Here is a 12,687-nt window from a genome sequence, read left to right as displayed (position 1 = left end):
GCGCTCGTCAGAGGCCCTGCATCGCCGCCGCGTACCGGTCGGTGACCCTCGCCTGCACGAGCCGCGCCAGCGGCGCGCCCAGCTTGACCCACCACTTCGCCGGCCGGCTGAACGCCCGTACCTCGAACCAGACGTCATCGGCGTCGGTGGAGAGCAGAAACGCCTCCTCGCCGGTCTCCACGTGCCCCGGCAGCGTGCCGAACCCGAAGCCGTAGCGGCCGGGCTCGTCCACCACCCACACGATCCGGCACGGCTGCCACAGCCGCAGCGGCCCGAAGCCGATGCCGGTGGCGAAGTCGACCCCAAGCGCCGGCCGCTCGGCCTTCGTGCGCACCTGAAGCCCCGCACCCCGCTGCGGCCGCCACTGCGCCAGCGCGTCCGCGGCGACACGGAACGCCGCCGGGCCGGAGCCGACCCGCACGCGCCGGGTCACGTGCAGGTAGCCGGCCGGCAGCGGCCCGTCGAGGGTCGCGCCGACCTCGGAGTACGTCAGATTCACGCAATCGAAGGTAGCAACGGCTTCAGCGCGTGCACGATCGGCGCGTCGGCCGGCAGCCAGGGCACGCTGTCGAGCTCCCCGGCGGCCAGCCAGCGCAGGTCGCTGTGCTCCAGGGCGACCGGCTGGGCGCCGTTGATCAGCGTGGCGACGTACACCCGCAGCACCGCGGTGCCACCCAGCATCGAGATGTCGTCGCCGACCCGCGGCCCGACCGCGACGTCGACCCCGAGCTCCTCCTGGCACTCGCGCACCAGCGCCTGCTCCTCGGTCTCCCCCGGGTCGACCTTCCCGCCGGGAAACTCCCATTTTCCGGCCATTTCGGGCGGCTGGGCGCGTTCACAGGCCAGCACGCGGCCCTCGGAGACGATTGCGGCTCCGACGATGATCCTTGGCATCACCCGTTCGGTCTGCACGGGCAACCAGAGTGCCAGATCCACATGAAGTTCCGGTGGATGGCAGTGCCCTGTTGTTCACCAGACGAGGGAAAAGTGGCCGTGGACAGATCCACCGGTTGCTAGTCAGACTTGCAGACACCGTTGATGACGGGCAGGCTTCGAAACGGCCACAAGCCGGCAACGATGCCGTGGGAGGGTAGGTCGAAATGCGGGCCCGGTGGAGCGATGATCACCGCGACTATCTCAGTGATGCGCTGGCATTACTGCAAGGCTGGACGCTCGACGGCGGCGAGATCCGCCGGACGCTGCATCTCGACGATTCCCAGCATGCGGCACTCACCGAGCGAATGAAAGTGGTCGCCGACGCGGTCGGCGTCCGCCCGGACGTCCGCCGCCTGGACGGCCGCACCCAGATCCGCCTCCGCGTCCCCGGCACGGCCGACTCGGAGCTCTCCCCCGGCGAGGTCACGCTGGCCGCCCGCATCGAGGACATGTACAAAACGATCATCGCGGGTGCCGCATAAAACCTTTTTTGAGCCTGGCTCGGGTCCGTGCAACTTGCGACCGTTCTTCCCACGAGGAATCCCGACGTCCGTGGTGCCAAGAACCGGTCCTTCGGCCGGACCGTCAGTACTCGCCCTTGATGACGAAGAACGAGCCACGGATGGTGCCAGCAAGCTTGGACCGCTGGCGGGCGAACTTGAAGCGGTCAGCCAGCTCCTCAGGGACCTCCATCCCGTCGGAGAGCTTGAACCCGACGGCACGCTTCCCGGCGTCCTCGAGCGTGTAGAGCACGTTGATGGACAGGCCCGACTCATAGAAGACGTACGTCCAGCGGATGCCCTCGACCTCGAAGGACGTCGCCTCCAACGGCCGGGAGCCGATGACGAGGTCCCGCTCCTCGCGCAGGATGCGATGCACGTAGTCAACCGCATCCTGGGCCGTCGACGCCGGCTCGACCGTGAAAACCGTGAAGACATGGTCGTACTTGTTCCTGAAGTACCGGGCCTCGTTGGCGCGCAGCCCCGCGAGGGCCTCGGCGACCGGTGACGACTCCAGACCGACGGTGGAGACGTTCTCGAAATCAACGACGTACGACATGCGTGCTCCCTACCCTGCCGCGCCTCAGACGTTGAAGCGGAACTCGACCACGTCGCCGTCCTGCATCACGTACTCCTTGCCCTCGATCCGCACCCGGCCGGCGGCCTTCGCGGCGTTCATCGCCCCGGCCGCCATCAGGTCGTCGAAGGAGACGACCTCGGCCTTGATGAAGCCCCGCTGGAAGTCGGAGTGGATGACGCCGGCCGCCTCCGGGGCCGTCGCGCCGATCGGGATCGTCCAGGCACGGGCCTCCTTGGGCCCCGCGGTGAGGTACGTCTGCAGCCCCAGCGTCCGGAACCCCACCCGGATCAGCTGGTGCAGCCCCGGCTCCGGCTGCCCGATGGAGGCCAGCAGCTCCAGGGCCTCCTCCTCGTCGAGGTCGGTGAGCTCCGACTCGATCTTCGCGTCGAGGAAGATCGCCTCGGCCGGCGCCACGATCGCCCGCAGCTCGTCGAGGAACGCGGGATCGCCGAGCTCGGCCTCGTCGACGTTGAAGACGTAGAGGAACGGCTTCGCGGTCAGCAGGTGCAGCTCGCCCAGCTCGGAGACGTCGAAGCCGGCGCCGTACAGCGTGTTGCCCTCGTTCAGCACCTCCGCGGCGGCCTTCGCGGCCGCGGCGACCCCGGCCCGCTCCTTGCGGACCTTGGCCTCCTTCTCCAGCCGCGGCAGCGCCTTCTCGATCGTCTGCAGGTCGGCGAGGATCAGCTCGGTGTTGATCGTCTCGATGTCGTCGCGCGGCGAGACCTTGCCGTCGACGTGCACGACGTTGGGGTCGGAGAACGCCCGCACCACCTGGCAGATCGCCGAGGCGTCCCGGATGTTGGCCAGGAACGCGTTCCCGCGCCCCTGCCCCTTCGAGGCCCCGCGCACCAGCCCCGCGATGTCCACGAACGACACCGGCGCCGGAATGACCTTCTGTGAGTCGTACAACTCGGCGAGCCGCCCCAGCCGCGCGTCGGGCAGCCCGACCACCCCCACGTTCGGCTCGATCGTCGCGAACGGATAGTTCGCCGCGAGCGCGTCGCCCTTGGTGAGGGCGTTGAACAGGGTGCTCTTGCCAACGTTGGGCAGGCCGACGATCCCGATGCTGAGTGCCACGACGTATGAGTCTACGGAGAACGCCGCCGCGCCGGGACGTGGGTCAGGTCAGCCGGACTCCCAGCTCGCCGGCGAGCCCCGCGAACGCGCGGGCCGCCTCCCCGAAGCGCCGCGGCCCCGACAGCACGTCCGGCCGCGCCGGGTCGTGCAGGTGCGGCTCGAGCGACGCGAAGCCGGTCCAGCCGGAGTCGCGCAGGGCCGTCAGCGTCTCGCGCAGCTCCCCGTCGCCCTCGCCGGCCGGCACCTCGACCCCGTCGGCCGCGCGGGCGTCCTTGACCTGCAGATACTCGATGTACGGGCGAAGCGCCTCGTACCCGTCGCTGAACGGCCGCACCCCGACCTGCACGAAGTTGGCGTTGTCCCAGGCCAGCCGCAGCGCCGGCGAGCCGACTGACTCGACGATGTCCAGCACCCGCTCGGGTACGTCACCGTAGATGGCCTTCTCGTTCTCGTGGACCAGCACCACCGACTCGCGCTCGGCCGCGTCGGCGAACCCGCGCAGGCGGCTCAGGACGATGTCACGGACCTCGGCGGCGGCGACCCCGTCGGGCCGGTAGAACGAGAACAGCCGCACGTATCGCGTCTCCAGCCGCCGCGCCACCGCGATCACGCGCTTGAGCCGGGCCTGCTCCGTGGCCGCGTCGTCGTACACCCCGGTCTTGCCGATCGGCGACGCGATCGCCGAGACCCGCATGCCGTGGCGCCGCAGCAGCGCATGCAGGCGGTCGACGTCCTCGTCGGCCATGTCGGCCACGTTCACGCCCCACGCGCTGCGAAACTCCAGGTGCGACGCCCCGACCCCCAGGAGCACCGACAACTGCACCGCAGGGTCCTCGTCGATCTCGTCGCCAAACCCCGACAGCGTCCACTCGGTCATAGGCGACATTATGTACCGCATGGAAGCCGACGCCGTCGCCCGCTCGACCCGCCCGGGAACCGTCGACTCGATCGCCCGCCAGCTGCGCGAGCTGGGCCTGCCCGAGTCCGCCACGGTGATCGTCCACTCGTCACTGTCGCGCCTGGGCTGGGTGGCCGGCGGCGCCCACGCCGTGGTCCTCGCCCTCCTGCAGGCCATCGGCCCCGACGGCACCCTGGTCATGCCGACCCACTCGCGCAACCTGACCGACCCCGCCGACTGGGGCAACCCGCCGGTCCCCGAGGACTGGTGGGAGACCATCCGCGCCGAGACGCCGGCCTACGACCCACAGGTCACCCCCACCGGCTGGATGGGCGCCATCGTCGAGTGCTTCCGCTCCTTCCCCGGCGTGCTGCGAAGCGCCCACCCGACGGTCTCCTTCGCCGCCCTGGGCCCGCTGGCCAGGCAGATCACCGAGGCCCACGAGCTGAACGACGGCCTGGGCGAGGGCTCCCCCCTGGCCCGCCTCTATGAAGCGGACGCCTGGGTCCTGCTCCTCGGCGTCGGCCACGACAACAACACGTCGCTGCACCTGGCGGAGTATCGGGCCGCGGTACCGAAGCGATATCTGCGACAGGGCTCCCCCATGCTGGTGGAGGGCGAGCGACACTGGGTCACCTACCGCGAACTGGCCGACGACACGTCATTGTTCGCCCCCCTGGCCAAGGACTTCGCCGAAATCACCGCCGCCGAGCACGTCGGCCCGGTCGGCGCCGGAACCGCCCGCCTGATGCGCCAACGCGCACTGGTCGACTTCGCAACCCGCTGGTTGACGCAGCGTGGTTCAACCTGACCCGTTGTTGATCACGCGGTGTCCACATCGCGCCATGTCCGCTCTGCGGCACCCACGCCCCATGTCGCGGAATTGCTTCGGGATTCAGACTTCGTGCACGGGTGGTCCGGTATTCCCCCCTTACGCGGATCCGCCCAGCCCCCCGGGCCGCGTGTCGTCGTTAGCCCTCCACCTCAGCGGCGCCGCGCGGCCCACCTTGTACAGCCCGGGCACCCGGTACGGCGGCGCACATCCACCGCCGGTCGCCCGAGCCGCCGAGGCTGGCCGCCCACCCGCAACCGCGGGCCCCGGGCAGCCGGCCCGGCCCCCACACCCTGCGCACCCGGCCCCGCCAGCCGCGACCGCCGGCGCAGCCTCTGTGCAAAGGCCACTCCCACGCAAGGCCGAACGCCGCCGTGGGGTTCGCGACAGCACCATGCGGCCCCGGCGGCCACGTGCGGCGGGTCTCAACGCGGACTTCCGGCCACGCGACCAAGTCAACCGCGCCACGCAGCCCCCCAACGGCGTCGAACTCGGTCCCGGCGACGGGGCGTGACGCAGCGCGGACAAAGGCGGCGCGTCGGGCGCGGCGGCCGGCAAGGACGAGGCGGTGCACGGCATGGGGCACGGAGCGGTACCCGGGGGCGCCGCGGCGGCACAGGACGACGGCCCAGGGCAGCGGCGGCGGCGAGAAGGCTGCCGGACGGAAGCGGGCGCAGCGCACCGGGCCGCGTCATGACGGGGCTGGGCGGGACGGAGCGCGGCAGAGGCGGCCGCGGCGAGGCGGACGGACGCGGTGCGCGGCGCAGGGGGGCTGGGCGGGACGGAGCGCGGGCAACGGTGGGGCGAGCGCAACGAGGCAGGCGGACGCGATGCGCAGGGGCTGGGCGGGACGGAGCGCGGCGAAGGCGGCCGCGGCGAGGCGGACGGACGCGGTGCGCGGCGCAGGGGGGCTGGGCGGGACGGAGCGCGGGCAACGGTGGGGCGAGCGCAACGAGGCAGGCGGACGCGATGCGCAGGGGCTGGGCGGGACGGAGCGCGGCGAAGGCGGCCGCGGCGAGGCGGACGGACGCGGTGCGCGGCGCAGGGGGGCTGGGCGGGACGGAGCGCGGGCAACGGTGGGGCGAGCGCAACGAGGCAGGCGGACGCGATGCGCAGGGGCTGGGCGGGACGGAGTGCAGGCAACGGTGGGGCGAGCGCAACGAGGCAGGCGGACGCGATGCGCAGGGGCTGGGCGGGACGGAGCGCGGCACAGGCGGCCGCGGCGAGGCGGACGGACCGGTGCGCGGTGCAGGGGCGCCGCGCAGGAGCGCAACTGGGCTGGGCGGGACGGAGCGCGGGCGGGCGCGGTGAGGCGAGGCGGGGCGGACAGACGCAGGGCGCGGTGCAGCGGGGCTCGGGCAGGACGAAGCGCGGCGCGGTGAGCGGGGCGGCGGACAGACACGGCCCGGCGGACGGAGCGCGGCGCGGCGGGACGGAGCGCGGCGCGGCGGGACGGAGCGCGGTCAGGCGCGACGAGGCGGGGCGCAACGGGACGCGGTGCAGCGGGTTGGGGCAGCACGGAACGCAGCGGGGTGGGACAGAGCGCGGCGAGGCGGGGCGCGGCGGAACGGGACGGAGCGCGGGCGGAGGCGGCCGGGCGGGACGAAGCGCGGCCGGGCGTGGCGAGGCGGCACGAAGCGCGGCCGGGCGCGGCGAGGCGGCACGAAGCGCGGCCGGGCGCGGCAAGGCGGGGCACGGCGGAACGGGACGAAGCGCGGGCGGACGCGGCGAGGCGGGACGAAGCGCGGGCGGGCGCGGCGAGGCGGGGCGCAGCGGGACGGGCGGGACGAAGCGCGGCGCGGGCGGGCGGGCGCGACGAAGCGCGGGCGGGCGCGGCGAGACGGGCGCAGCGGGACGGGCGGCACGAAGCGCGGCGCGGGCACGGCTGGCCGGGACGGAGCGCGGGCGGGCGCGGCGAGACGGGCCGCACGAAGCGCGGCGCGGGCACGGCTGGCCGGGACGGAGCGCGGGCGGGCGCGGCGAGACGGGCGGCACGAAGCGCGGCGCGGGCACGGCTGGCCGGGACGGAGCGCGGGCGGGCGCGGCGAGACGGGCCGCACGAAGCGCGGCGCGGGCACGGCTGGCCGGGACGGAGCGCGGGCGGGCGCGGCGAGACGGGCCGCACGAAGCGCGGCGCGGGCACGGCTGGCCGGGACGGAGCGCGGGCGGGCGCGGCGAGACGGGCGGCACGAAGCGCGGCGCGGGCACGGCTGGCCGGGACGGAGCGCGGGCGGGCGCGGCGAGACGGGCCGCACGAAGCCCGGCGCGGGCACGGCTGGCCGGGACGGAGCGCGGGCGGGCGCGGCGAGACGGGCCGCACGAAGCCCGGCGCGGGCACGGCTGGCCGGGACGGAGCGCGGGCGGGCGCGGCGAGACGGGCCGCACGAAGCCCGGCGCGGGCACGGCTGGCCGGGACGGAGCGCGGGCGGGCGCGGCGAGACGGGCCGCACGAAGCCCGGCGCGGGCACGGCTGGCCGGGACGGAGCGCGGGCGGGCGCGGCCGGGCGGGACGAAGCGCGGATGAGCGCGGTACGACGGGGCACGCCGCGGCGGACGGGCGGACGCGACGCGCGGCGCAGAGGCACGGCGCAGCGAGGCCGAGGCGGGCCGGCGCGCAGCGGGGGCGGGGCGAGGCGAGGCGGGACGCGGCGGGAACGGCGCGGCGGGGCGGGCGAGGCGGGACGCGGGGGGCGGCGGTCTGGGGAGCGGCGCGGCGGCGGGGCGGACGGGCGCGACGCGACGCGACGCAGCGCGGGCGGGCGCGGCGAGACGGGGCGGACGGGCGCGACGCGGCGCGACGCGACGCAGCGCGAGCGGGCGCGGCGAGACGGGACGCAGCGAGACGGGCGGGACGAAGGGCGGCGCGGCGCGGGCGCTGCAGGCCCGGACGGAGCGCAGGCGGGCGCGGCGGGGGCGGGATGAAGCGCGGATGAGCGCGGCAAGACGGGGCACGCCGCGGCGGGCGGACGGCGGACGCGACGCGCGGCGCAGGGGGCACGGCGCAGCGAGGCCGAGGCGGGCCGGGGCGCAGCGGGGCGCGGCGGGCCGGACGAGGCGGGACGCGGCGGGGCGGGGAGAGCGGCGGGGCGGGAACGGCGCGGCGAGGCGGGAACGGCGCGGCGGGCCGGACGAGGCGGGACGCGGCGGGGCGGGGAGAGCGGCGAGGCGGGAACGGCGCGGCGGGCCGGACGAGGCGGGACGCGGCGGGGCGGGGAGAGCGGCGAGGCGGGAACGGCGCGGCGGGCCGGACGAGGCGGGACGCGGCGGGGCGGGGAGAGCGGCGAGGCGGGAACGGCGCGGCGGGCCGGACGAGGCGGGACGCGGCGGGGCGGGGAGAGCGGCGGGGCGGCGGGGCGCGGCGGGCGGGCGCAGCGCGGCGGGGTTACGTCATTTCGGCGGGTCCTCGCGCAGCGCCGCCAGCAGCGCCTCGTACTCGCTCTCCACGAGCTCCGGGGCCTGCAGCTGGCGTGGTGTCGCCTCCACCTGGGGTGGGGTTGGCAGGGGGTCGGAGCTGACGCCCAGGTCGGCGAGTTTGCGGGCGCTGACCAGGACGCGGGCCTCCAGGGAGCCGATCGCGCGGTTGTACGACGACACCGCCGTCGACAGTGACGTGCCCACCTTCGCCAGGTGCTCGCCCATGGTGCTCAGGCGGGCGTACAGCTCGCGGCCCGTCTGATGTACGGCGTGTGCGTTGGCGGTCAGCGAGTCCTGGCGCCAGGCGTAGGCGACGGTGCGGAGCAGGGCGACCAGCGTGGCCGGGGTGGCCAGGATCACGTTGCGGGCGAAGGCGTGCTCGAGCAGGGCCGGGTCGTGCTGCAGGGCGGTGTCGAGGAACGTGTCGGCGGGGACGAACAGGACGACGAACTCCGGGGACGGCTCGAACGCCGACCAGTACGACTTCGCGGACAGCGCGTCGACGTGGGCGCGCAGCTGGCGGGCGTGCTGGGTCAGGCGGGTCGTGCGGGTCTGGTCGTCGGGGGCCTCCAGGGCCGTCAGGTAGGCCTCCAGGGGAGCCTTCGCGTCCACGACCACGTGGCGGCCGCCGTGCAGGTGGACGACGAGGTCGGGGCGGACGGCGCCGGTGTCGGTGACGGATGTCACCTGCTCGTCGAAGTCGCAGTGCTCGAGCAGGCCGGCGGCCTCGACGATGCGGCGCAGCTGGTGCTCGCCCCAGCGGCCGCGGACCGTCGGGGCGCGCAGGGCCGAGACCAGGCGGCGGGTCTCGGTGCGCAGCTCGCCGGAGACCTCGTGCATGGCGCGGACCTGCTCGCGCAGCGACTCGTACGCACCTACCCGGTCGCGCTCCAGGTCGGCCACGCGCCGCTCGTAGCGCAGCAACGCCTCGTTGAGCGGGGCTACGGCGTCGGCCACCGCGTCCTGCGTCTGGCCCCGCGCCTCCAGCGTGAGGCCCCGCAGCGAGGCCTCCAGGCGGGCCTCACCGTCGCGGGTCGCCTGCAGCGTCGCCTCGAGCTTGGCGAGGTCGACGGCCGCGCGGGAACGGGCGACGAACCAGCCGAGAGCGATGCCGATGACGAGTCCGGTGAGGAGGAGGGCGAGGTTCACGGTGTTTAGCATGCCGTAGGGGTATGACAGAAACCGGTACCGTCGGAGGCATGGGTTACTCGTCCTGGTTGGAGTGGTGACGGTGTTCGGCTTCGGGCGCAGGAAGCGTAAGGCGCAGCAGCTGGCCGATGCGCGGGAGGAGGCCCTGCGGTGGTACGAGCGCCTCGGCGGCCAGCTCATGAACCTCTCCGGTGACGAGCCGGCGGTCAAGCAGGCGCTGGTGGACGCGAGCGAGCGGTACAACGCCGCCGGTGGGCAGCTGGAACGGTCCACCAGCCTCAAGCAGTACGACCTGGCCCGCGAGACCTCGCTGGAGGGGCTGGCCTACATCCGGGCGGCCCGCGTCGCCCTCGGTCTCGATCCCGGGCCCGACCTGCCGCCGCTCGCCGGCGCGCGGGCCGGCCAGATCACCAAGGAACGCGAGGTCAACGTCCAGGGCCACGCATACCGGGCCAGCCCGCAGCCGGGCAACGCGACCCCCTACTACTACCCGGGCGGCGCCGTCGCCGGCCGTGGCGTCCCCGCCGGCTGGTACTCCGAGCCCTGGTGGAAGACCGCCCTCGTCGCCGGCGCCTGGGGCATCGGCTCGGTCCTCGTCTTCGACGCGCTGTTCGACAACAGCTGGGGCGACCATGGCTACGACGCCGCGTACAACGCCGGCTTCGAGCAGGGCCAGGACGCCGGCTACGACCAGGGCTTCGACCAGGCCATGGACGACGGCGGCGGCCAGGACTTCGACGGCGATCAGGGCTTCGACGGCGGCGACTGGGGTGACGCCGGTTTCGGCGACGGCGGCGACTTCGGTGGAGATTTCTAAAACCAAACCCCGAATCCAGATCATGGCTCGGGTCCGTGCAACGTACGACCGTTCTTCCCACGAGGCATCCCGACGTCCGTGGTGCCAAGAACGGCCGGCCACGTGACCGAGATCCGGGAAGTGGTGCTCGTCGCCTTGTTCTCGGCGAAGGAGCGCGACCACGAGGCGCGCCTCGACGCCGTCGAGGCGCGCCTGGCCGCGCTCGGCGCCCGGGTGCGGCAGCGGTTCGTCCAGCGCCGCGGCGTCTCCGACGGCGGGGTGCGCCTCATGACCGCCCCGCTGTCGCGCCGCTTCGTGATCCGCCCCGGCAAGCTGGCCGAGGTGGCGGCCGCCGCCGAGCGGGACGGCGTCGACGCCGTCGTCTTCCTCAACGACCTGAGCGACTACCAGCGCCGCTGGCTCACGGCCCGCCTCGGCCGCCCAGTCCTGGCCGCCGTCGACCTCGACGGCGCGACCGGCCGCCTCGTCGCCCCGCCCACGACGCGCCACCGCCGCCGCAAGTAGCGGTGCCGCCCCTGCGCCCCGCCGCCGTCAGGAGCAGTGCGGGCCCGGCACGCCGCCGCCGTCAGTGGCGGTGCTGCCCCTAGGAGCCGCCGTCAGTAGCGGTGCGTGCCCTGCGCGCCGCGCAAGGCCCGCTCGGCCAGGGCCAGGTCGGAGGCGGCCGCCCGGGCGAACGGGCTGGACGCCCCGAGCAGCTCCGCATAGACGGCCTGGGCCGCCCGGTACTCGGTGATCGCCTCGTCCAGCCGCCCCAGGTCGTGCAGCACGCTCGCGAGCCGGTGCCGGGAAACGGCCGTGTCCAGGTGGACCGGGCCGAGCAGCCGCAGGCGGCTGCCGAGGACGGCGCGGTGCTCGGACTCGGCGTCGGGCAGCCGGCCGGCGTGGTGCAGGGCCGAGGCGAGCAGGCTGCGGCTCATGAGCGTGTCGCGGTGCTCCGGGCCGAGCAGCCGAGCCCGCGCGCGCATCACGGTGCGGTGCTCGTCGATCGCCCGGTCCAGCTCCCCCATGTCCTGGTAGACCTTGGCGAGGTTGCTGCGGCTGATCAGCGTCTCCTGGTGGTTGGCGCCCAGAACCCGGGTCCGCGACTCGAGGACCCGCTGGTGCTCGGCCTCCGCCCGGGTGAGGTCGCCCAGCTGGTGGTAGATGGTCGCCAGATGGCTGCGGCTGGTCAGCGTGTCCGGGTGGTCCTCGCCGAGGATCCGCACCCGCGCGGTGAGCGCCTCGTCGCACTCGACCAGGGCCTCGGCCAGCCGGTCGAGGTCGCGCAGCACGGTGGCGTGCTGGTCGCGGGCCGTCAGCGTGTCGGGGTGGTCCCAGCCGAGGGCGTGGGCGCGGGCGTCGACGATTTCGCGGTACGCCTCCTGAGCCTCCTGCAGCTGCCCCCGCCAATGCAGGTCGGTCGCGCGCTGCCAGCTCGCGGAGTCGTCGTAGACCCGCGGCGCCTGCGTCGGCGCCGGCGACGGGGACGGGCGGCGGCGCGGCTCGGGCGCCGGCCACTCGACCGGGTCGGGCTCCTCCTCGTGCGGCTCGGCCGCGGCCGCGCCGTAGACGGTGGAGGACGTCATGTGCGGGTACACATCGTCGTCCAGGTGCGCCGGCTGCTGGTGCGGAATCGGCGCGGGCGGCCGGGTCGGCATGCGCACCGGCTCGAAGATGTCCGGCTCCTCGAAGACCTCGGCCGGCACCTCGATCGGCGACTCGTGGTCGCGGCGGCGCAGCTCCCGGCGCAGCGAGACGATGGCGTCGGAGATGGCGTCGGAGTGGTCGCCGATGCGCCACGCGACCGCGGCGACCGGGCGGTCCAGCGCGGTGCTCAGCTGCCGCACCGAGGACAGGATCGAGTCGTCGGGCGAGGCGTTGATGATGACGAGCGCGGCCTGGAACGCCGCGGTCGGGCCGACCAGCAGCGCCTGCAGCGTCGCCTGCATGCGCGCGATCGAGAACCCGGTGCCGGCCCGGACGTCGACGATGATGTGGGCCTCGGACATGGCGATGGGGCCCAGGAAGTACCCGAAAACGGGCTGGAGCTTCTGGCCCTCGCGCCCGGCGGCCTCATAGAGTGCGGCGTTGGCGCCCTCGTGATAGGCGATCGCCTGCGGGGCGTGGCCGCGAATGAGCTGGACGAACCGGTCGTAGGCGCCCTCGGCGTCGCCCTCCTGCTGGGCCTTGCCGGCCGAGGCCAGGCGCTCCTCGCGGTCGCCGGAGCGGACCACGATCGTCCCGCCGGACAGGCCCGCGAGCCCGACCAGCACGCCGGCCCCGACGAGGGCGGCCGCGCCGGCGGTGCTGCGGAACTGTACCGTCGTCAGCACGCCCAGTGCGACCAGGGCGAGCCCGACGAACACGACGAGAAATCGGGTCTGGCCACTCCATCGTCCGCCAGTCATCGGTCCTCTTCTGCGCGTCGGTACTCAAACCCCCCGCAGGCCGCTGAAGATCACTGCGGGCAACTAGCCGAGATCAATAGCGTGACGAGAATCCTCC

The 12,687-nt window shown here is 74.6% G+C and carries 11 protein-coding genes; 4 read left to right on the top strand and 7 right to left on the bottom strand.

Annotated features, from left to right (window positions below):
* Window positions 1-7: 7 nt before the first annotated feature.
* Window positions 8-499 (bottom strand): DUF1990 family protein, encoded by a 492-nt coding sequence (locus ACQEVU_RS55870; protein ID WP_433339366.1) that lies wholly within the window; start codon window positions 497-499, stop codon window positions 8-10.
* The gene (locus tag ACQEVU_RS55865; protein WP_433339778.1) at window positions 496-894 is read right to left on the bottom strand and encodes a (deoxy)nucleoside triphosphate pyrophosphohydrolase; all 399 of its coding nucleotides are present in this window, start codon (window positions 892-894) and stop codon (window positions 496-498) included. Before ACQEVU_RS55865 ends, ACQEVU_RS55870 begins: the two co-directional genes overlap by 4 nt.
* Before the next feature lie 206 nt (window positions 895-1,100).
* Between ACQEVU_RS55865 and ACQEVU_RS55860 the strand changes: the two genes are divergently transcribed.
* Complete coding sequence (locus ACQEVU_RS55860; protein ID WP_345124477.1) at window positions 1,101-1,418, top strand: pterin dehydratase; 318 nt, start codon at window positions 1,101-1,103, stop codon at window positions 1,416-1,418.
* 103 nt (window positions 1,419-1,521) lie between these two features.
* On the opposite strand, the gene ACQEVU_RS55855 is transcribed toward ACQEVU_RS55860, so the two are convergent.
* From ACQEVU_RS55855 to ACQEVU_RS55845, 3 genes are read right to left on the bottom strand one after another with little or no spacing between them, the layout of a single operon-like run.
* Window positions 1,522-1,995 (bottom strand): phage tail protein, encoded by a 474-nt coding sequence (locus ACQEVU_RS55855; RefSeq protein ID WP_433339365.1) that lies wholly within the window; start codon window positions 1,993-1,995, stop codon window positions 1,522-1,524.
* A 24-nt stretch (window positions 1,996-2,019) separates the two neighbouring features.
* On the bottom strand, window positions 2,020-3,093 hold the full coding sequence (ychF, locus tag ACQEVU_RS55850) for a redox-regulated ATPase YchF (protein WP_433339364.1): 1,074 nt from the start codon (window positions 3,091-3,093) through the stop codon (window positions 2,020-2,022).
* A gap of 43 nt (window positions 3,094-3,136) precedes the next feature.
* Window positions 3,137-3,970 carry a sugar phosphate isomerase/epimerase family protein gene (locus tag ACQEVU_RS55845; protein ID WP_433339363.1) on the bottom strand — a complete coding sequence of 278 codons (834 nt, stop codon included), beginning with the start codon at window positions 3,968-3,970 and terminating at the stop codon, window positions 3,137-3,139.
* A 19-nt stretch (window positions 3,971-3,989) separates the two neighbouring features.
* On the opposite strand from ACQEVU_RS55845, the gene ACQEVU_RS55840 reads away from it, so the two are divergent.
* On the top strand, window positions 3,990-4,802 hold the full coding sequence (locus ACQEVU_RS55840; RefSeq protein WP_433339362.1) for an aminoglycoside N(3)-acetyltransferase: 813 nt from the start codon (window positions 3,990-3,992) through the stop codon (window positions 4,800-4,802).
* Window positions 4,803-8,210: 3,408 nt separating this feature from the next.
* Here ACQEVU_RS55840 and ACQEVU_RS55835 read toward each other — a convergent pair.
* Window positions 8,211-9,386: a DNA recombination protein RmuC gene (locus ACQEVU_RS55835; RefSeq protein WP_433339361.1), complete on the bottom strand. Its 1,176-nt coding sequence runs from the start codon at window positions 9,384-9,386 to the stop codon at window positions 8,211-8,213.
* A 76-nt stretch (window positions 9,387-9,462) separates the two neighbouring features.
* On the opposite strand from ACQEVU_RS55835, the gene ACQEVU_RS55830 reads away from it, so the two are divergent.
* Complete coding sequence (locus ACQEVU_RS55830) at window positions 9,463-10,203, top strand: hypothetical protein (protein ID WP_433339360.1); 741 nt, start codon at window positions 9,463-9,465, stop codon at window positions 10,201-10,203.
* A 102-nt stretch (window positions 10,204-10,305) separates the two neighbouring features.
* A complete protein-coding gene (locus tag ACQEVU_RS55825) occupies window positions 10,306-10,707 on the top strand; it encodes a hypothetical protein (protein ID WP_433339359.1) in 402 nt (133 codons plus the stop codon).
* A gap of 92 nt (window positions 10,708-10,799) precedes the next feature.
* Here the strand turns inward: ACQEVU_RS55825 and ACQEVU_RS55820 are convergent, their stop codons facing one another.
* Window positions 10,800-12,590 (bottom strand): tetratricopeptide repeat protein, encoded by a 1,791-nt coding sequence (locus ACQEVU_RS55820; RefSeq protein ID WP_433339358.1) that lies wholly within the window; start codon window positions 12,588-12,590, stop codon window positions 10,800-10,802.
* Window positions 12,591-12,687: the final 97 nt, after the last annotated feature.

Origin of the sequence: Dactylosporangium sp. CA-139066, from assembly GCF_050936175.1 — a bacterium.
Taxonomy (GTDB): Bacteria; Actinomycetota; Actinomycetes; order Mycobacteriales; family Micromonosporaceae; genus Dactylosporangium.
This window is presented reverse-complemented; position numbering and strand designations above follow the sequence as displayed.